15 protein-coding genes are annotated in these 21068 nt (G+C 58.6%); 2 read left to right on the top strand and 13 right to left on the bottom strand.

Annotated features, from left to right (window positions below; genetic code table 11):
- Positions 1 to 23 precede the first annotated feature (23 nt).
- Positions 24 to 1844 (top strand): hypothetical protein, encoded by a 1821-nt coding sequence (locus SH664x_RS15590; RefSeq protein WP_437202443.1) that lies wholly within the window; start codon positions 24 to 26, stop codon positions 1842 to 1844.
- A gap of 215 nt (positions 1845 to 2059) precedes the next feature.
- On the opposite strand, the gene xerD is transcribed toward SH664x_RS15590, so the two are convergent.
- On the bottom strand, positions 2060 to 3007 hold the full coding sequence (gene xerD / locus SH664x_RS15595) for a site-specific tyrosine recombinase XerD (protein ID WP_437202445.1): 948 nt from the start codon (positions 3005 to 3007) through the stop codon (positions 2060 to 2062).
- A 244-nt stretch (positions 3008 to 3251) separates the two neighbouring features.
- On the opposite strand from xerD, the gene SH664x_RS15600 reads away from it, so the two are divergent.
- Complete coding sequence (locus SH664x_RS15600) at positions 3252 to 3878, top strand: class I SAM-dependent methyltransferase (protein ID WP_437202447.1); 627 nt, start codon at positions 3252 to 3254, stop codon at positions 3876 to 3878.
- On the opposite strand, the gene SH664x_RS15605 is transcribed toward SH664x_RS15600, so the two are convergent.
- The 12 genes from SH664x_RS15605 to SH664x_RS15660 all read right to left on the bottom strand — a co-directional run bounded on the left by SH664x_RS15605 (position 3813) and on the right by SH664x_RS15660 (position 21012).
- Positions 3813 to 5039: an EAL domain-containing protein gene (locus tag SH664x_RS15605; RefSeq protein ID WP_437202448.1), complete on the bottom strand. Its 1227-nt coding sequence runs from the start codon at positions 5037 to 5039 to the stop codon at positions 3813 to 3815. The genes SH664x_RS15600 and SH664x_RS15605 overlap by 66 nt on opposite strands.
- Before the next feature lie 706 nt (positions 5040 to 5745).
- The gene (locus SH664x_RS15610; RefSeq protein WP_437202450.1) at positions 5746 to 8019 is read right to left on the bottom strand and encodes a hypothetical protein; all 2274 of its coding nucleotides are present in this window, start codon (positions 8017 to 8019) and stop codon (positions 5746 to 5748) included.
- The gene (locus SH664x_RS15615) at positions 8016 to 8438 is read right to left on the bottom strand and encodes an ExbD/TolR family protein (protein ID WP_437202451.1); all 423 of its coding nucleotides are present in this window, start codon (positions 8436 to 8438) and stop codon (positions 8016 to 8018) included. The genes SH664x_RS15610 and SH664x_RS15615 overlap by 4 nt, the downstream gene beginning before the upstream one ends.
- Positions 8439 to 8944: 506 nt before the next feature.
- The gene (locus tag SH664x_RS15620; RefSeq protein WP_437202453.1) at positions 8945 to 10129 is read right to left on the bottom strand and encodes an aminotransferase class V-fold PLP-dependent enzyme; all 1185 of its coding nucleotides are present in this window, start codon (positions 10127 to 10129) and stop codon (positions 8945 to 8947) included.
- 261 nt (positions 10130 to 10390) lie between these two features.
- Positions 10391 to 11914 (bottom strand): DUF4080 domain-containing protein, encoded by a 1524-nt coding sequence (locus SH664x_RS15625; protein ID WP_437202454.1) that lies wholly within the window; start codon positions 11912 to 11914, stop codon positions 10391 to 10393.
- Between the two features lie 284 nt (positions 11915 to 12198).
- Complete coding sequence (locus tag SH664x_RS15630; protein WP_437202456.1) at positions 12199 to 13293, bottom strand: alpha/beta hydrolase family protein; 1095 nt, start codon at positions 13291 to 13293, stop codon at positions 12199 to 12201.
- Between the two features lie 319 nt (positions 13294 to 13612).
- Positions 13613 to 14161 carry a hypothetical protein gene (locus SH664x_RS15635; protein ID WP_437202458.1) on the bottom strand — a complete coding sequence of 183 codons (549 nt, stop codon included), beginning with the start codon at positions 14159 to 14161 and terminating at the stop codon, positions 13613 to 13615.
- 283 nt (positions 14162 to 14444) lie between these two features.
- Complete coding sequence (locus tag SH664x_RS15640) at positions 14445 to 15056, bottom strand: hypothetical protein (RefSeq protein ID WP_437202460.1); 612 nt, start codon at positions 15054 to 15056, stop codon at positions 14445 to 14447.
- Positions 15057 to 15434: 378 nt separating this feature from the next.
- Entirely contained in the window at positions 15435 to 15650 is a 216-nt protein-coding gene (locus SH664x_RS15645) for a hypothetical protein (protein ID WP_437202462.1), read from the bottom strand.
- Between the two features lie 1297 nt (positions 15651 to 16947).
- Positions 16948 to 17361 carry a hypothetical protein gene (locus SH664x_RS15650; protein WP_437202463.1) on the bottom strand — a complete coding sequence of 138 codons (414 nt, stop codon included), beginning with the start codon at positions 17359 to 17361 and terminating at the stop codon, positions 16948 to 16950.
- 1462 nt (positions 17362 to 18823) lie between these two features.
- Complete coding sequence (locus SH664x_RS15655) at positions 18824 to 19801, bottom strand: NAD-dependent epimerase/dehydratase family protein (RefSeq protein WP_437202465.1); 978 nt, start codon at positions 19799 to 19801, stop codon at positions 18824 to 18826.
- Between the two features lie 59 nt (positions 19802 to 19860).
- Positions 19861 to 21012 (bottom strand): sulfotransferase family protein, encoded by a 1152-nt coding sequence (locus tag SH664x_RS15660; protein WP_437202467.1) that lies wholly within the window; start codon positions 21010 to 21012, stop codon positions 19861 to 19863.
- Positions 21013 to 21068: the final 56 nt, after the last annotated feature.

The following is a 21068-nucleotide window of genomic DNA, read 5'->3' on the forward strand; positions in this document are numbered from 1 at the left end:
TCTTACGTTTGTCCGGCCCGAATATGAAGCGCACTCTTCCCCTGTTGATCACCGCCATCAGCGGCATTGTGCTGATCGTGGCGTTTTTCGTTCCTTCTCTGGAGGTTGCCAGTGAAGAAACGACGGTGTGGTTTGATGTGCTCGCCTCCATCGCGTTTGTGCTCGGTGGAGGAAACCTGCTGAAGCTCCAACTGCAGAAAGTGAGTGATCGTCAGCCGGGCTGGGGTTATGCAGCGGTCACGGTGATTGCCTTTGTGCTGACGCTGGTTTTCGGCCTGCTGAAGACCGGTAGCCCACCGGAAGCCAGTTCGGAGTATTTTGGTGAAACCTTCGCCTCGCTCCCTGTCTCTGCGCTTCCCGAGTACCGCGTGCCCGGTGAAATCCCGCAGCGGGCGGATGGAGCCCCCCTGCCCGCGTCTGCGCGCGAACAGCTCCGACAGGCAGATGGGGAGCTGATTTTCCAGGGCTGGATGTCCCCCGGGCAGCAGGCGGATCTGACCGGCTATGAGGACACGCTCAGTTGGCGGTGTCAGGTGGAGCAGTTGGCTGCCGTCGCCCGGCCGCCAGCCTCATTACGAGGCAAAGTGAATTACTATGTCGGTCAACATGCCTTGGCGTGGCGGGGAACAATGACGGATGAGCAGCAGTCGGAACTCCGCCGCCTGTTGCAGCCCGGCCCTGATGTTGAGAATGCGATTGCCCAACTGGCAACGGGAGCCCACAAGGAGTCGTCGCTGGCGGTCACCGATGTCCCCTCCGGGTTCCAGATTCCTCCCGCACAGAACTCGATCGTTGAGCTCACGGACAGCACGTTGCGGTTTACGGGTCCCATGTCTGTGGGAGAGCGCGAACAGCTTGCCAAAGGCTGGTGCCATTACCCTCCTGCCCGACCGCAGACAGAATCGCAGCAGCAGCAATTACTGGCCGCGTTGAATCAGGCCGGTCCGCCACTCAACGAGAAACAGCGCGAGCTCTTCGACCGGTTCATGGAGGCTGAGTGGAAAGCGGAGCTGCTGGTTCTGGCGCTCAACAGCGCAGGTTCTCCTCCCCCCACCCCGGTCCCCGTTTGCGAGACCCGGCAAGCAATCCTTGCAGGTGAGACTCCCCCTGCCCCGACGGCCACCGCTCCGGTGTTGCTGAACGCGGCGCAAATTGCGGTGATTCAGAGGTTCGTGGATGATTCGGAGATCAGCCCTGAACAGCTCCCCGACTTACTCGCTGCCGCTGGTCCGTTCACCGAGTCGCAACGTGAAGCGGTAGGGACATATTTTGCGGAATTGCCCACCCTCGCAGACCGCTATCAGGAGCTGGGATTCGTGCTCTTGCAGAATGGCTCCTTGAGCAACGGCCAGCGCGAACTGCTGTTTGCCCCGGCCCGCGAGCAGTTTCGCTGGCGGCAGCAGGTCGGTCGACTGTTCCTCGCGGCACATGAAGTCAAATACCCCTGGTCCGGCGACTACAGTGCGGGCGGCACACCGTTCTGGTGGATCTACGAATACATTTTTCAGCCGCTGCTCACGACGACGTTTGCAGTTCTCGCTTTTTATGTGGCTTCGGCAGCGTTTCGCGCTTTCCGCGCCAAGAATCTGGAAGCAACCCTCTTGCTGGGGACGGCGTTCATCATTCTTCTGGGACGCACTGCTGCCGGGGCTTGGCTGACCGGCTGGCTGCCCGAGTCGCTGGCCATGTTCCGGATCGATCAGCTGACGGTTTACATCATGAGCATTTTCAATACTGCCGGAAATCGGGCGATCATGATCGGGATTGCACTCGGCATCGCGTCGACCAGTCTGCGAGTGCTGCTCGGAATTGATCGGTCATATCTCGGCTCGGGCGACGACTAAGAGGCGGATCACACTTCCGCGTTCCCGCGCCATGCGTACTACGCCCAGTCAGCTGCACAACTCTGTTCAGTGCTAATTCCGAAATGAATGGCTGCAGGGCGAAGGTGCGGTTCCAGAGCAGACTCGCTTTTGAAGTACCGCTTCTCGCCATGAGGAAAGGAGCATTTCAGCAGACGAAACGCCTCCTGCGCGGGCACTCGAAACAGCAACCTGCTCTATCCCCGGGGGTGGCACTTCGCATGAATTGCCTTCAGGCGGCTATGCTCCACCTGAGTATAGATCTGTGTCGTGCGAATGCTGGCGTGCCCGAGCATTTCCTGCAGAGCGCGAATCTCGGCGCCCCCAGCCAACATATGCGTGGCAAAACTGTGCCGCAGCGTGTGCGGGCTGATCTTCCCCCCGGCCCCGATGCGGAGCGAATACTTCTTCACCAGCTGCCAGATGTTGATGCGGGTCAACGCCCTCCCCGTGCGGGTGACGAACAAATACTCCGAGTCCCGCAGCCGCACGCAGGCGGGACGTTCGCGCGTGAGGTAACGGCGGATCGCTGCCACCGCATAGGGATTCAACGAAACGATTCGTTCCTTGTTTCCCTTACCGAGGCAGCGGCAGAAATTCTGTTCCAGCTTGAGGTCGCTGAGCCGGAGATTGCTGACCTCCGAAGCGCGACAGCCGGTGGCGTACAGAATCGTCAGCACCGCACGGTCGCGCAGGGCAAACTTGTCGGCCCAGCCCGGAGCCTCCAGCAGGCGATCGACCATCTCCGGACTGAGAACCGTGGGGAGGTACTGCCAGAGTTTGGGGGAGGAGAGCAGGTCCACCGTGCTTTCGGCAACAATCCCCTCCAGCACCAGAAAGCGGAAGAACATTTTCAGCGCGACAAGTCGACGTGAAATCGTAGTGGCTTTAAGTTCCCGCAGATGCAGCGCCTCGACGAATCGTCCCAGCGCAGGGAGGTCGATCTGCAGGACAGAGTCGAGCTGTTCCCCATCCATCCACGCGATGAACTGCTGTAGGTCGTTGCGGTAAGCCTTGACGGTGTTCGCCGACATGCCGCATTCTGCTTCCAGATAGTGCAGAAACGGCTGCAGATACTGCTGGGGATGCATGGCCCGCAGAGCGACAGGCTGGTGTCCGGTCGGAGGTCGACGCCTGGGAGGCATGGTGGCACCTGAGCTGATGAATCGAAATCTCGGGAATCATCGGCGCGGCAGGTGGACGGACAAGAGGCTGCTGTCTCGCTTGGGAAGTTCTGTCGCGATAAAGTGTCGGGTTTCCAGTTTCCCATGATTGTGACAGGCCCGCGTGACTTCTCCCGACCCGACCTCCGCGACTCCATCAGCTTTTCCGGTTTTGCCGGTTGATCCGGATGCACTCCCTGTAATCCCCGGAGGCTGGAACCGATCGGTGTTGTCGATCGCCGACCGGTCCATTCAGCTGATGCGGCCCGCCGTTCCCGATCTGTTTCTGGACGATGAACAGCTGCAGACGGAAAACGACCGCAACGACTATATGCCGTACTGGGCGTTCCTGTGGCCCTCCGCGGAGAAGATGGCCGCCATGCTGCTGCAGCACGCCGAGTGGCCGATCGGCACCGAACTGCTGGAGCTGGGAGCTGGAATTGGCCTGGTCGGACTGGCGGCGCTGCTGCGGGGAGATCGCGTGACGTTCAGCGACTACGACCCGACGGCGCTGCATCTCTGCCGTCTCAATGCCCGTTTGAATGGCTGTGCGGATCCCGATCTGCTGCTGCTCGACTGGCGCGATGCGGTCGATCGTCAGTTCCCGGTGATTATCGGCTGCGAAGTCACCTACGACGCCGCGACACATGGCGTGCTGCTCGAGACGCTGCAGAAGATGCTGGCCCCGGGAGGCGTCTGCTGGCTGGGTGATCCGGGGCGGTACCAGGCGCCGTTTTTTGCCCGTCTCGCAGAGGAAAGGGGATTTGCGCTGGAATGGCGTGATGCTTCAGGCCAGCCGGGGAACCCGGAGAGTATTCTCGGCTTTCAGCTTCTTCGGCTGGTCCGTCGTTGAGTCGGTGTTGATGACCGTATACGCCGAAACCGGCATCGGACGACCCAGAAAGAAACCCTGTCCGATATCAAATCCGAGATCCTTGCAGGTCTCCATTTCTTCGGCCTTCTCGACCCCTTCCGCCACGGTGACGATGGGAACGTCGTGACAGATGTCGACAAGCATCTTCATCATTCGCAGCTGGTAGGAATTGGCTTCGTGCACATCCCGGATCAGGCTGGCGTCGAACTTCAGAAAATCGGGAGGAGCTTTCACCAGCTCCAGGAGACGGGACTGCCCCGCACCGAAGTCGTCGTAGGCGACCTTCATCCCGAGGTCGCGAATGCGGTGACAAAACTCGGCGGTCATCATCGGATCGTGAATCGCACCCTCGTGAACCTCAACCACGATCGGCAGATCGGGATATTCTCTGCGGAGCTGACGTAGCGAGGGGAGGACATCGACGTCCAGACTCTCGTGGCTGTGGGTGTTGACGAACAGATGGGTGCCCGGCGGCATCCACTGCGAGTATTCCACTGCTTTCTGCCGGCAGATGAGGCTGAGCTCAACTTCCTGGTGGACCATTTCCGCGGTGCGGAACATCTCGGCCGGATTCTCCAGGCCAACCAGAGGGGTCCGGGCCAGCGACTCGTAGCCGATGACATCCATCGAACGCAGGTCGTAGAGTGGCTGATAGTGAGGCAGGACTCCGCGTGTCTCCATCAGTCGGTTGAACTGGCTGAGAACCCAGTTGGATTCCAGAATTTCAACCGCCTGTGCCGTCTTCTTCAGGACGTCCAGATCCTGCCGCGGCGACCAGACCTCTGCGGAACGAAGTTCCACGCGAAACTCCACGTTCGCGATTTCGATGTGATCCCCTTCGGCGATCGGGGTCGGCTGCTTGACCTGCTGGCGATTCAGAAATGTTCCGTTGGTGCTTCCGAGGTCCCGGATGAACAGATGCGGTCCGATCTGCAGAATCTCTGCATGGCGGGCGGAGACACATTGGGAAGCGATCGCCAGATCCGATTCCGGACGCCGGCCGATGACAAAGGTGGGGGAATCGATCTTGATTTGTGACAGCGTGCGAATGGGAGGCAGACAGCCGACCAGGTACCAAGCGGCACGGGCCTTGGGGGGGGCAGTTGTCCCTGGCGCTGTGATGAGCGTCTGCGAGGTCATGAGCTCTTCCAAATACGATCGGAAATGAGGAATGAATCTCCTCAGTCGAACGCTACTCCGAAAATCCTGCAGCACGTCGCATCAACGCAATGCGAGGGAATGAATGCGGTCGGTTTTTACGCAGAGCTTGCACACTGTTACAAACATATCGATTTTACCGATTTGGCGGTTTGTAGCGGCCGGGTTGTCTTTTACGTCGATTGAGCCGCTGCAGCGGAGTTTCCCTCACTCGATAATTCATTTGATCTGGAGAATCGCCACGATCCTTAGAACTGCTGAAAGTCAGCCAATTCGCGTGAGCGGCAGGAATCCTGCGACCGGGAGCCTGAAGTGACGCGAAACACGCAACCCTGCGGCGAATTTTTGTCGCCGTGGCACGCGTCCAATGCCGCGGATCAAGACAGTCTGATTGGCGGGAACGACGGATGGCCGAAAGACCTGGCCCGAAACGACTGACGGAATCTGGAGCAGGTTGCTCTGTCCAATGCCCGCGCAGCCAGCGCTCCGTCTGGCGAATGGTTGACCTCCGTCTGCGAACACGGGGCAATGCAGCCTCAACATGTTCGGAAGCGACGCTCCTTCACGAGCGCAATCAGTGCGGCGTGAGAACCATTGGTTCCGGGAGGGATCGTTCTTGTGATTGCGGAATGGCGCCGATGATCCTTGAGGACGCACAATTTGCGAGGTCCCGAAAGATCTGCCTGCCCTACTCCGTTTCCTGCAGGCGATAGAGCGGGAGGTACCGGTAATAGACCTCGAGATTCAGGGTGGCGATCGCAGTCGAATAGACCCGTCCCCCGTACCCGCCCCAGAGATCGCGCGGATCCCAACTTCCCGCCAGCGGGCCGGATTGCCGCTGTTCAGCAACCAGCAGATCGCGGACAGCCTTGTTCCACTGATCCCACTCCCTGCCGCCGTGCTGGTACATCGCCAGCGTCCCGTAGTACCAGTAATAAAGATTCAGCGTGGATCGTCGCGGCGGATGCTGCAGCAGAAACTGGACCGCTTCCCGGTTTGATTCAGGATCCTGTGCCATGCCCATCATCTGGCGACAGTAAAGCGCTTCGGCAGTCATCGAGGCAGTTGGTGGATCCATCGCCCGATAGCCGGCGAGGCCGTAGGCTTCTCCCCGACGTCGTTCCGAAAGAAACCGCCGCATTTTCGCTTTGACGTCTTCGGGGATGGGAATGCCGGCGGCTTCCGCACTTTTGATGGCCATCAGCTGCCAGCCGAACATGCTCATATCCCCATCCGGCTGTCCTTTGACGTACCGCCAGCCCCCATCCGCAATCTGAGTATCGAAGATAAAATGGATCGCCTTTTCGAGGGGTGTTCGCAGCCATTGGGCTTCTGGCTTGTCGCGCGACATGGCATACGCTTCCGCCAGCGCAAATGTCGCCATCCCGTGGCAGTACATTGCCTCGAAGTCGGAGGCGTTGCCCCCGAGATAGCCATTGGTTTCTCCCCAGTCCCCTTTCCAGCGATGGACCGTCTGCTGGGATACAATCCAATGCAGAGCCCGCCGCACGACCGGGGCGTATTCTCCCTGATCGATCGTATTCAGCTTCCCGAGGAATGCGAGTACGGCCAGCGCGGTGACGCCGACATCCGCATCTTTACCCGCTGTCTGTCGGTTCACCCCTGCTTCGGCGACCTCCACCTGCCCTGCTCCGAACTCACTGGCATCCCAGTAGCCATCGGGATGCTGGACTTTACTCAACCACTTGAGGCTGCGATCAACCGCAGCTTCGGTTTCGGCTGAACCGCCAAAGCGAAGGATCGCCCGTTCCCGTTGTTCTTCCGTACGCAGGCGGTAAGCCGAGGGAACCCTGTCGGCTCCTGTGCTGGAAAGAAAAGGATCAGCCTGACGTGAGAGCGTCGGCATTTCAGCCGGAACAGCGGAGGCGGAGAGTGACGCGGAGGGGTTGGCGTTTGTCGCGGGAGACGGAGGGGCGTTCGGTTCCACGCGGGCCCGTGCTCCACTTAGCCCCGTCCCGGTGTCGGTCTCCGTGAGCGTTCGTGTTTCCATCCGCGCAATTTCGCGGTCTTCGCTTCCCGCGGGGGGGCGGTCCTCGGGTGGGCGCACGATCTGTTCCGGTACGGTCGTGGCGATGGATGCCTGTGTCGGAACCGCCGGCTTCCCCTCGGGGTCGGGACGCTCAACCGTTGGGGCGGGGAGGATCTCCATGTAAGGAACCGTGGGGGAGGGACTGGTGTCGATCGATGGCTGGATCAGATTTCCGGCAAACGGACGCTCGGGAACGACAAGATCATCGACTTTGGCCTGCGGACTGGGGGTTCGCTCGCGCTGCTGTGTCGCAGCCGACTGCGTCTGCTGCCGGACCTGACTCGCCATCGATTCCACGTTCAGATTGGCGTTGGCCTGCGGCAGGGCCGATGTTTCTCCAGACTGCTGACGGTCGGGCAGTGGAGAATCCGGAGGCTGCAACGGGGGATTGAGATCCGGTGTCGGCTGTGGTTCGAATCTGGCCATGTCGCCGGGCTTGTTCAGCGCGACTTCCGGCGAGGCGGTTGCTGAGGGATTGGCCGTCCGTTCCGGGAAAGGTGTGACCGGTGGATTCGACGAGGGAGCGTGTTGCAGCATCCGTTCGAACTCCGGCAGATCACCCTGCACGGTGTCCTCAGTTCCCGGGCTGTCACTGCGGCTTTGAATGGAGACCACCTGCACCGGTTCGCGGGCAATCTCGTTCACCCGCGCATAAACAATGCGGGGATGCGATTCCGGGATCAGGGCGATCAGACCGCAGGCCAGAAGCAGGTGGACACTGAAGGAAAAGAACAGCGATTTCGAGGTGACCCGCCGGTCACCCCAGCGGGTTCCCAGCATGGTCAGCAGATGCGCCGTCGCCAACACGAGCCCGCAGATCAGAATCATCACCAGAGCCGGTTGCAACAGCGCGATTGTCAGGCGCGCCAGATGCCAGCTTTCCTGGTTCAGATTGACCGCAGCCAGCGTCATTTTGCCCCTTCGGCTTCAATCCGGTTGGCCAACTGGATATTGCTGATGAGCGCCCGCTTGCAGACATCGAGGACACTCATCACGTTTTGGTAGGGACCGGCGGCAGCGCCCCGAATCACGACCACTTGGTCCGCATAACGCTCATGCGCGGCACGCAGATCGGATTCGACCTGTTCGAGAGTCCGGGGTTGCCCGAACATCGAGATGCTCCCGTCTTCGGCGATATTGATAATGATTTCGTCGGGAAGCTGGGTCAGCGGCATGGCTGCCGACACCTTGGGAAGCTCGATATCGTACTGGCTCTCCTGTTTGGAGAACTGCGTCCCGACCATAAAGAAAATCACGAGCGTCAGCACCACGTCGATCATCGGCGTGAGGTTGAGCGCGGGGTCTTCCAGTGGCTCGAGTTTCAGTGGCATCGTTGCTTTCAGTCGGCAGCAGCACGGGGCTGTCGTTACTTCCAACAGGCAGAGATTGATTCTGCTTCCGGAGCATCCTCTGGAGGGACCGGGACAGCATCCGGCGTCGCACGATCTGGCGTTTCACTGCCATCCGCTGATCAGTCGCGTTCCCTCGCCCTCATCGGGGACGGCCTGCGGGGCATTGGCAGGGTCCTCGAGATCGAGCGGTCTGGGGAGAACGATTTATTCTCCGGAGTGCACCGGTCTTCCTGACCACTCCAGTATATCGGCATTCGCAGGGAGACTGCAGCGTCATTTGCCGCTTTGACGCGACTTCCCCACCGTTCCTCAATTCAAAAACTGGAAACTGGGGGTTCTGGTGAGGGTCGTCCCTCAGCCGAGAGGCCAGCCTCAACCTCCTCAAGCCGTAGAACTTCACCGGATTGCCGCAATTCCCAGCAAAGCAGCCACGATGCTTTCCGCAGCAAATGCAGCAGGGCGCCCCGGAAAGCGGCTGAGTGGGGTTACGGCGTTAGGGTCGCCGGGTGTTCGGCGGTCCATTCGCCCAGGGCGTCGAGACAACGCTCAACATCGGCCCGGGTGTTGTAGAGATGGCAGGAGATGCGGACGAGCGAACGCTCTTTCCAGCCAATCACCGGCACCTCAATGCGGTGTTGATCCCACAGCCATTGCTGCAACGGATGCATCCCTCCCGGAAAGTTGGCGACCTGAGGGAGCGGGAAGGGGATACTCACCATCGAACCGTACCAGGCGATGTCATCCGGAAAGAGTGGTTCCTCACCACTGATCCGCAGCATCTCCTGACGGGCGAAGCGGGTCAGCGCGTGGGTCTCCTGCCGAAATTTCTCGACACCGTACTGTCGGAAGAAATCAATTGCGGCGGGGATTGCCAGGTAGGGTGTCGGATCAAATGTCCCCGGCCAGTGAAACTCATCCTTCCACCGCGTCGGACTGCCATCGAGACTCCTACCCCAGCTGATCACATTCGGTTTCAGTCCTTGTTTGAAACGGGAGCGCACATACAGGAAACCACTGCCGAAGGGAGCACTTAACCACTTATGGCAACCGGCAGCGTAAAAGTCACAGGGAATGGCCTGCAGGTCGATGTCTGTCATCAACAGGGCATGAGGACCATCCACACAGACCAGCAGCCCCTGGGCGCGGGCCCGTTCACAGATCTCTTTGACGGGGAGCTTCACGGAAGTTTGTGAGGCCACATGGCTGACGACGAGCAATCGTGTGCGGGGCGTCACCCGCTCGAAGATGGACTCCACGATGTCAGGGATCGAATTCAACGGCAGCGGCAATCGGGCCAGTGTGGTTTTGGCCCGGGCCTGTTGGCAGTACTGACCCCAGATCCGCACCACCGCGCCATACTCGTGGTCAGTCAGGAGGACTTCATCCCCTTCCTCAAGCTGCAGATTCGCCGCGACAATGTTCATCCCGGCGGTCGAGTTGGGAACGAAGATCAGATTGTCCGCCGGACAGTTCACAAAGCGGGCCACCGCCTCGGTCGCGTCGTCGAGCAGGCGCGACAATCGACGAATGAAGAAGTGCATCGGTTCGGCTTCCAGTTGCCGCAGCCATTCCTGACGGGCTTCCATGATCGGAAGGGGCGAAGGGCCGAACGAGCCGTGATTGAGATAGGTGACGCCGGGCTCCAGGCGCCAGTGTTGGGCAATGTCCATCGGGGAATTTTCTTCAAAAGAATGAAGATCAGCGGTGCGGGTGTGGTTACGATAACAGTCGCCAACGGCGCTGGAAATCAGGAAACCCCAGATGTGACATCAGGGGAAATCTGATCCTTACCGTGACAACAGGGACACTGACAGCAGCACAGTGCAGCAGGTTCGGCTCAGGGGAAGCTGCCTGATCGAATGACCTCGAGCCTTCTGAACTCAGATCAACAGTAACGCACCGCGCGGCGGAACCCGAGAGCGAGCCCTGCTCTACACCTCGAGATGTCGCGCTTGACGGGTCGGCAAGCCGGACCGGGCCTTCAGATCTCTGGCTGCCGGGAGTTCGAATCGACGCAAGAACTGCGGTCGGTCTTCACGTCCTCCCCGAGTGTAGTCCTGCCAGATGGCCTGGGCAGTTTCCTCTTCATTGCGTTTCAACTGCGTCGTCAGAAACTGAAAGACCAGTTCGGCCAGCCGTGGCAGAGGAATGCCATGTGTTTTCTGTTCCGTCTGGTAGAGCCATTCCGAGAGCTGCCGGAATGTCCAGAATGGCGATTCCCCTTCGCACCACAGCAGCTTGCGGGTCTGCACGAAGTTGCCGCTGTTGGCGATCAGGTCCCAATACCGGGCAAAACGCCGGAGTTGATGAATCGTTTCGAAACTCAACAGGCTGGTGGAGAGGATTTCGTAAGGAGGAAACGGGCTATAAGCCATTTGGAAGGTGTCATCATGACGGGTGATCGGCGTCCCTCTTAACCGCTTCAGTAATCCGACCTGAATCTCCTGAGGATCGAGTCGCACCAGCCGATCGAATCCGGCGGCAAAGCTCTCCTGGCTCTCACCCGGCAGCCCGACAATCAAATCGGCGTGAAGATGCACGCCCGTCTCCTGACGCAGGAAACGGAAATTCGCCGTCAGTTTGTCATTGTCCTGCCGACGGCTGATCAGTTCACCGACATTGTCGTTAAACGTCTGCACTCCGATTTCGAATTGCAGTGCCCCGGCGGGAAACTGGCTGATCAAGGTTCGCAGAGAATCGGGGAGCCGATCGGGAATCATCTCGAAGTGCAGAAACAGTCCCGGCTCGTAGCGATCCAGAAAGAACTGCAGAATCGCCTGACTGAAACGCAGGTTCAGATTGAATGTCCGGTCCACAAACTTGAACTGCCTTGCTCCCCGGTCGAGCAGACGTTGCATCGCTGCCAGAAACGTTTCGAGCGGGACCGCCCGGACCGGGATCTCCAGTGCGGAAAGGCAGAACTCGCAGGTAAACGGACAACCGCGCGAGGCCTCGACATAGAGGACCCGATGGGCGATGTCTTCCCCGGTATAAAGTTCGTAGGGGAGTTGCAGCTCCCCCAGCTGCGGAACGGGAGCGCTGATCATTTTTTCGGAGCGGGGCCTGCCGGCCAGCAGGTCTGTGCAGAGATCACGAAATGCCAGATCCCCTTCCCCGCTGATCACATAGTCCGCCAGTTCCACAATCGGCTGACCGGCCGCTTCGTAACTGACTTCCGGTCCACCGAGAACGACGATGATGTCCGGACGCACCTGCTTCAGCTCGGCGACCACTCGCGTCAGCGCCTGCACATTCCAGATGTAGACACCCAGACCGACGATGCGGGGTTGCTGTGCCAGCAGGTGCGAGACGATGTCGACGCTGTTGTCCCCGATGCCGAATTCCAGCATCGCTGTCCGCTCGCGCAGCGGCCCGAGATTGGCAAGCAGGTACCGCAGGCCAAACGCGGTGTGGCAATAGCGGGCATTGAGCGTCGCCAGAACGATTTCAGGCATGGAACCGGTTTCAGCTGCGGGAGTTCAAACTGAAACTCTAAACGTTTTGTCGGTCGAGCAACAGGTTCCGCGACCCCGTCCGCTGCAGGGAGGTCAGGCCCATACGACGGACGCCCCCCTGCCCCATCGCGATTTTCTGTCCGGACAGTTTCGGGTAGGGGACGGACATTGTCCTCATCGCCCAGAGCCGTTTGCTCTTCCCAATACCCGCGCGCCAAGCCTTACGGCGGGTGAAATGCTCACATCCGCGTGGCAAGCACGGGTCGATCAAAAAACAAAAGGCCCTAATCAACTGGAATCAGTGGTCGGCCGATGGTTTTGCCGGTGATTTCCGAAGCCATCTGATTGAGAACATCGTTGATGATCAGAAAGCCCAGAAAATGATCGACCGGCAGCTGCACGTGATGTCGATGATCAAGCTTTGCGAGCCGGGCGAACTCCCGGGCATTCTGAATGGGAACGATCTGATCGAAGATCCCGGAGTACAGCCAGGTCCGCTGGGGGTCGAGCCGGTGAGCGAGACGATTGGGTTCAATCCGCCAGACCAGTTCCCGCAGCTCTTCTTCTCCAATCCCGGCCTTCTCGAGTTTTTCCCGGAGTTCCTTGGCTTCACGCTCCCCCTTCTGGATGACCCCCAGAACGTTGCCGCTGGAGAGAAAGAAAAACGACTTGTCGAAGGCGGCATCGAGCCCGGCAGCGGTCGAAGCGACAAACCCACCCAGACTGGTTCCCTGCAACGACACTTTCCCGGGCTCCACCAGCGGGAGTGCCGCGACCGCATCGCGAGCCCGGCGAACATCGGTGATCCCTTGTCGAACCAGCTCAAAGCGGGCATCAAATTTTGGAGCTCCCGGCGTTTTGCGGGCGCCGTAGCCCGGCAGCTGCAGATGAAACGCATGGATTCCCCGCTTGCAGAACCCCTTTGCGATTGCGCGGCCGACCTGCATCCCCGGCCCGGATTCGTGAATCACCACCACAGCCGGAGCGGTGATCGCATTTCCCTCACCATCTACTGCCAGCGACCATTCCATCACCACTTCCGCCGCTGCTGCTTGGCTTCCGGGACAGGGAGAGGGAAACCGGACGATCGCCTCTCCGTATTTGGGATCGATTGGTGCCTCGACCCTCACCTGAAATTCCGAGTTCTGCCAGCACAATCCGTCCAGACACTGGCGGGCATCTTCGATCGGCTCATCGTCGGTTTTCAGCGTGTCCTGCGCCTGAAACTGCTGTCCGATGAGCGGATGTTCAGCCGCGGCTGCTGTCGAGAGGCTGAACATCATACCGGGCAGAAACAGCGCTGCCACGAGCGTGAACATGCGGTGAACTCTCGCGCCGCCGATCGCATCCAACTTTGAAGGGGTCGGCTGAACTCCCATTGAACTCCGTCGCTCCCGCATCGTTTATTTCTCCCGTGCGTCTCGCTCTCCTCAAGCTCGCTTGCTGAACCCTCTCAGGTTCAACCCTCGATCGCAGACTGAGAGCCTCTCCGCGAGTTAAAGTTGCGGACTCTGCACACGGCACTGTGCATTTCAGCGGCGGCACTGTCAACATTGCGCCCGGGTGAACCGATCGCTGTGGTCGTCGCAGGGAAGAAAGTCGACCTGCTCCGCTCCCGTCAGCACGAGTTCAGCGATGAAGGTGGCGGGGAGGATTTTACCCTCCCCGTCCGCCGGAGGAGTCGGGATCGTGCTGCGACTACTTCTTTCGCAGGTAGGTCATCTTCCCGCATGTTTCCGCTGCCGGTTTTCCCTGATCCCAAGCGACCCCTTCAACTTCGAAGTGATCGGGATCGACGATTGTCAGCACAGCGGAATGCATGTGCATGTCCTTCTTGGGATCCAGATTCGATCCCCCCGCAAATTCGAAGTTCAGTCGATTGCCGCTGGGGTTGGCCTTGGCTTTCATCCGCGGCTGGTTTCCGAGAACGCAATAATGCGTCATCAGCAGATCGGGTCCGTCAGCGGTGTAGACGGAAACCATTTCCATGGGCTCTCCCGGGAACACGGTTTCGTGGATCGCGCTCCCCCCGGCAGTGAGCCGAATGATCGAGACCACCTTGTCGGTCGGTTTTCCCTTTTCGTCCGCCAGCACCCACTCCCCGACCAGTCCTTTCATTTTTTCGAAGGTCGCATTGGTCGGAGCCTGAGGGGGAAGCTCGTGCTTGTGTTCGTGTTTGTCTTCCGCGAGGGCTGGCCATGTCAGGCCCAGTGACAGCATCGCAATCAGTAAAGCGGAACGTTTCATTGAGTGACTCCCATTCGGTCAGCCGGATTGTGAAGCAGGCAGAATTGCCTGACTCAAACTGGTCGAACAGCCATCCCTGGAATCGACACGAAAATACGGGATTGCTTCAAAGGATTTCAGAACGTTGTAACTTGAGATAACAGAAGAAATTACAGATCTGCCGAACTCTGGAAACCGCGAGCAGGTTCTGACCTCTTCGGCTTGTTCGAACCTCTCCGTCCACAATGCGAGCTGACCTTCTTCACACCTAGAGCCGAGCCCCGCGCACAGACCCTCGGGGCGATCAGAACTTTGATCCGGACTTCCGATAATCTTCGCCCCCTTTCGGGGTCAGATACAACATCTGGACGACCCCCAGGTTTTCCATTCCAACGATCGGGCAGGCATTCTCGAAATAGAATGCCACTTTCCGGTCGGTACCGGGGATCTCTTGATCATTCAGCAGGACGGCACGGATGGTGTCCCCGTGTGGACACTCCACCCGCAGGACTTTGAGCGGAGGAAAATTCTTGAGGAACTCTGCATGGCAGACTCGCGTGAACTTCTGGGGGAGCGAACCTGTGGGCCCCGCATCGACAGCCACGGTCATCCACCAGTAGGAGCGAGAACCTTCAATCCATTCAGTTTCCGCGATGATCACCAGGCCGGCATCTCCCTTCCAGGCCGCCGCCGAAAACGACATGACATCCGGGAGCTCCGGCAGCATTTTTTTGCGCGAACCACCCCTCCAGCTCAGGACTAGATCTTTGTCGTCATCGATGGCGACTTCGATATCGAACTTGCCGACCCGGACAGTCACCGGATCGCCAGCGTGAAGATGAACCGCGGAAAGATGTGCAAGAGTCGCCCAGACGCTGATAACGCAGATCACGTTAAAACTTTGGCGTGCATTCATTCCCGGCTCCAGAATTCAGGGGAAACTGTATGGGCAGGAACAGCCGAAGACGTTGCTCAACAGCTCGTCGTCTGACAGCTTAATCCACATTGAGCGGTGGCCGACAGTTACCCTGTTGAAAGGACCTTGGGTTGTTGCATTTGTCCTAACGCCGCAGGGCGGAGGCCAGCACTCGGAGTGCTGGTTCGATGAACAAGCTGCGTTCCCGCCTGGCCGTGAGTGTTGATCCCGTTGTCCGTTTCAGACCGCTCAGGAACGATTCCACCAACCAACGCCGGCCGTAACCTTTTTCCTTCAGCGTCTGAAGTGTCATTTGCGAGCGATACTTCCCACGCACGCTCCCATCCGCGCAATGCACCGCCGGCTTCATGACACTCTTCACTTGCCAGTCCTCCCGGCAGAAGCGATGGACCCCTTCGGCATTAGAACCGGCATCCGCAAACACTCATTGCGGCGCTGCAAAGTCTCAGAGACTTCCAGGAACTCGATCACACCCCGGTAGGTCGTCTTCAGGTAAGCCCGCAGGATCAGGCAGGTGAGCAGTTGTTCCTGCGTGAACTTGTGAGGGCTCTTCAGGTGCGAATACGGCGCCACATGCCTCCGCGCAATCCGCAGAGTGAGAGAGAGAGAGAGAGAGAGAGAGAGAGAGAGAGAGAGGTGACTTCCAACAGGATGTTCGTTCGTGATGTCTGGCTCTTGCCATGCGTTGGAGCGCAGCGAATCGCCGATTCAAGAGATGTTTTCAACAGAGCAAGGTCACTTCAAAACTTGCCAATGGGCATGCGCTGCTGAAGTGCGGTTACCTGTGACTTTACCCCCACCTTCTATACTCTACCCTCCCCTTTACCGTCGTGGCGAACACTGGATGGCAAGTGCTCCAACGCTGGCGGACCGTCATCCCCTGTGAAGGGTTGGCACGATTAGCCAAGCACTTCGGTCATTTTTCGGATGCCACAACAAGGGCCAGAATGCCCGCTCGAATCGGTTCAGGAAGAGATTCCCAGCTTTCCACTATCCGAATGAGTCGAGAATCAGTCGATGCCGAGAGTGTTGGAAATGCGGTCGGATTCTGTAAGCCAGACTGTAAGACTGTGATCCGACCATCCACAACTCCCTCCCCCAATGATGTTTGCAACATTCCTGCACCGGTCTTGAAAACCGGCGTTCCGCAAGGTACCGGGAGTTCGAATCTCCCCCTCTCCGCTTCTCTTGCAGTTGGTGTCGCATCCCTGTTGCGATTATCTTGTCTGCCGGTATTCGCACCATTCCCCTGTTCGTAAATGTGAAGGGTGGATTCCAAGGTGCCCATTTCCCTGGCAAGAAGTGAACCGCAGACGCAATCAGGCATTCTCAACGCGTTCGTTTCAGTGAGACGAGAGCTTCATGGCGCCAGCGTATGCGGATGGGAGCTTTAATGGCATTGGTAACCAACATTGAGCGCTGCCAAAAGGATCGTACGACGGTCCATAAGCCAACTCGTTGCTTGTTTTCGATCGTGGAAGGCGATGCGGGACAGCGATATCTTCAATTGGATACGTTGGGATCGGATAAGCGGCAGATTGCCGACAAGGTGAGTCAGTCAATCCAGTTTGACAGGCAAGCCGCCGAGCAACTGCTCCAACTTTTTCGGCAGACATTCCCAGACTTGGCATGAATAAAGACGGCGACCCATCACGAAATCGCCTCACTCCGGTAATAGAAAGCTCCATAGACGTCCTGTCCTGTCGACATTCTTTTCCTATATAAATGACGCCGAAGTCGGTTCGTTAGAACCGCTCTTGTCGACCAATTGCGGCGATCAGTGGATGTGCTCTTTCCGCTGCCCGCAGCGCGTGAGCCTCGCCGGACAAGACCTCCTGAGTTCGCGAGGCACGGACCGGCGGAAAAGAGGTTAACCTCTCTTGCTCTCAAGTTGCTCAGATTCCTTGCATGCGTTTGAAGCGACCGGACCGACACGATCATCAGGCGCGCCCAGTTCAACGAGTCGCGTGCTGATCCACTTCTCTGCCCTGCGGGAGGGGTTCGCGATGAACGGCCAGACTGCACCCAACATGCCCAACACAACCGCAGCACAACTCGCGTAAACTTGAGGCAGTGCGGCAGGATGACTGATGTAGTACTCACGCTCTCTTCCGCGACCAGTACTGATTCCGGGAGCTAAAATTCCCGCTACCGCAGCTCCCATCACCATGAGCAGGAGACAAATCCCCGCTTCGTCGATCCGGAAGAGCTGCTTGATCGAATATCCCTGCGTGCGCATGAGCGCAATGAACGCCCCGACGAGCGTCGTGAAGTAGCAGAACACTGTCGCGCTGCTGAGTGGCCCCCTGTCGCCAGCCTCCCAGGACCACCAGGTCAATGCAGACAAGGTGCCCGCAAGTATCGACGAGGTGACACACGCAACAACTTTACCGAGAACTGTCCGCATCACGTTCACCCGGAATGTCTAATCGCCTCTGCCAGGGCAATTTCTCTGCCTTCGCTCAGACGCATTTGAATGACTCGCGCTGTGTGCGATGACCGTCAAACAGAAGAACGCCGCGTTAATGCCGATGACAAAACGTCTCTCCTCTCCACACGAAATCTCCACCTCCTCTTGCAGTCAGATCCAGTTTACACAGCTTAGGCGCGATTCATCATATGAAGCCCAGAAAAGCGAACAAATCAGAGACGTGAAACCGGCCGCACTCGTTGGTTTTCAAATCTGAGGGAGATATCCGGCCGCGCGTGGGGGAACAATATCACATCGCCAACCCGCCAGAGGTTGTCGATCGGCGCATAAAAAAACCCGGAAACAGCGAGTCCCAGGGGGGCGGAGGACTACAAGCCATTTCCGGGGGCGATGAGCGTGCCGGACCTTCGAAGGCTGCTCATCCGTGCCTTCGATGAGCGGGACAATATGACCTCTTGCAAAACGCGTCAATACGGCTTTCCGCGATTCCCCTGATGCGGTTCCGGAAGACCACAACAGAAGCCAAAACAAAACACAAGCACTTAAACACAAATAAGTTACGCCACAATGAAACACACGACACGACCGGCAGAATTCGCCGATGGTCGCCGACCAGGGGCGAAGATCCCGCAGTATTTCGCTGCGATTCTTTCGAAGACAGGCCGCGCCCGGTCAGGGCCCGGGTTCAGCGAAAGAGGGTTCCCGGGTGAATCCACCGCGCCTGTCGATCAACGAAGGCGTCGACGAGTCGACGAATTTGAGTCACGCTCGTGCAGAACTCAGACTTCGTCGAGTGGAGAACAAACAGTCACGCGGGGTTCAACTTCAGCGCGCTGAACCATTTCTCTTCGTCGTGGCTCGGGCCCCTAGTCCCCCTGTCGAGTCCGGGGTGTCAACACGCTTCGGGGTTCGCGATCAAAGCTCGAACAGTAAGGAGGCGAGATTCCTTGCTCTCCTGTGCCGGTGAGTCTCCGTCACTCTGACACCGGCCCGGTGGTTGTGGCCCGGACTCAGTTGGACAATTCCCCAGTAAGCCCAGCCCCTCTTCCTCGCGAAACGAACAAGCAGCACAAGTCGTCACGGGCAACGGACTGCAAGGAAAGCCATCCGGATGAAATCAGGGCGAGTGCAATGAGAGTGAAGAGTGGTGTTAAGGATCGGGATGAACCTCCGAAACGTCGACGCAGAAGCAGAAGTCGGCTTCCCCGCTCGACAGTCGCTCCCCATTTCCTTCAGGTTTTTTGATGGAGTCCGGGTTCACACGTTCCAGAGACGGCGCGGATGCATCGAAGCCGGGCTGTCGCCAGAGATGGAATTACCGGCGGCTCAGCTCTTCCCGTTTCCAGGCGATGATGTCGTCCAGAATCCTGCTCAATGGCAAGGAGGGCTTGTCTCCCAGCACAGACTTGAGCTTCGACACATCGGGGACGCGGCGACGGACATCTTCAAAATCGTTTCCGTACGCATCCTTGTACTCCATGTACTCAATCCGGATTTCCGGGTCGATGCGGCGAATGATCTCCTCAGCCAACTGCTGAATCGAGACATCCTGATCGCTGCCGATGTTGTAGATCCCACCGAGCGCGGCATCCGTTTCGGTCAGTCGAATCACGCAGTCGACCACCTCGGAGACATGGGCGAAGCACCGGACTTGGCGCCCGTCGTCATACACGACCACCGGACCTCCGCGCAGGGCCTGTTCCACAAATCGGGGAATCACCATCCCGTAGTTGCCGACCTGCCGGGGTCCGACCACGTTGAAAAAACGGCCAATCACGACAGGCAGCTGAAACTTGTTGAAGTACGCCAGCGAAAGAAACTCGTCAATCGCCTTCGAGCACCCATAGGCCCAGCGGGGCCGGGATGTCGGCCCAAAGTGCAGGTCTTCCTCTTCCGTCCAGCGTTCTTTCGGATTCTTGCCGTACACTTCGCTGGTCGAAGCCAGAAAGAACCGGCAGCCGCGCTGGGCTGCAAACCGCAGCAGCCATTCGGTCGGATAGATATTCGTTTCGATCGTCCGCACGGGATCTTCCGCGACGATTTTGACTCCCACCGCTGCAGCCAGATGATAGATCACATCGACACCGCGGACTGCTTCCGCGAGCAGCAGCTGATCCGTAATGGAACCTGTCAGAATGCGAAGTCGTTCGTGATCACGAACACGGGCAAGATTATCCGCCCGGCCTGTCGAGAAGTCATCGACCACCGTGACGGAGTGCCCCGCGGCCAAAAGCTTTTCGGTGAGATGACTGCCGATGAACCCGGCTCCGCCGGTCACGAGACACTGCGACATTGGAATCCCCTGACGATGATCGCTCTATCGTGACAGACGAGGGGACCGTCGTCCAATGATCAGGCAGCCACAATTTCCGCGTCGTCGGTCGGCGCGGGATAGCCGAACCGTTCATAAATGACGCGGCAACGGCTGTAGACTTCACGGATCCAGACCGGATCCGGAGTGAACTTATTCTTCTGGTAGCGTTTCAGCTCCGGAAGCTGCGGTTCGAGAATTGCCCTCAGCTGTTCAAACTCGCCCAGCTGCAGGCCATTGTACAGCCGTTTCATCTCGGCCACCGGGTCAGCGGTCAGGTCCTCGTAGCGGATCTCATGCAGGTTGCCTGCTGGAATCAGCTTCCGGTCCCGTTCATAGGCCTCATAGCCTTCCAGCATCGTCTCGATGACGTCATTTTCCGGGTTGGGATGATCATTCTTCCCCAGCGTGTTCTCATCGATCAGCGTCTCGCGGAGATGCAGCGTGGAGTTGAACACGCTGTAGGGGTTTCGCGAGATATGAACGAACTGGGCATCGGGGAAGAGCTTCAGCAGCGCCTCGACATGAAACGTATGGGCCGGCGACTTCAGCACGATCCGCTTGGGATCGCGAATGGTAATTTTCTTCATCAACAGGGTCAGAGCATCTTCCCAGGCCTGTTGCTGGGCGGGAGTCAGTCCCTCCAGGCGGTACATCTTCTTCCACGTGACGTTATCGGTTGGGTTCGCCACCAGGACATAGCAGGAAATCAGCGACAGGATGCAGAGCGCGATGTCGTCTTCCTGGGGAGTGGTCCAACTGACCGCCACATTGTCCATCGGACGCGAGTCGGGCACCATCCAGCTTGTCAACGCGATTCCCATTTTCTGCGTGGTCAGGCAGTGGTTCGGGAACACCGTTTCGTAGAGTGAGGGGTAGGTAAACCGGGGATCCATCGTCAGCAGGTTATGCAGCAGCGTCGTGCCGCTGCGCCAGTACCCCAGAATGAAGATGGGAGGTCGATTCAGACGTGTTTCTGCGATTTTCCGGCTGTAGAGCAGCTTTTCGACCCAGCTCATCAGCGAGTTATACAGTCCCAGCGGGGGCAATGTCGCAATGCGCAGCCAGCGGGACCAATGAAGATTGGGGCGAACAGTCGCCAGGAAGCGGAACATCATTCCCAGCGTCATGCCGTGCCAGATTGTCAGCTGTCCCTGACTGGACCTCTTGATCTTCCCTGCAGAATTCTTCATACGACCATCTTGGTTCAAACAGCGTGACGATTCCCCGGAGCCTGATGCTCCCACCC

This window comes from Planctomicrobium aquicomposti (assembly GCF_051466325.1).
Lineage (GTDB): Bacteria > Planctomycetota > Planctomycetia > Planctomycetales > Planctomycetaceae > Planctomicrobium.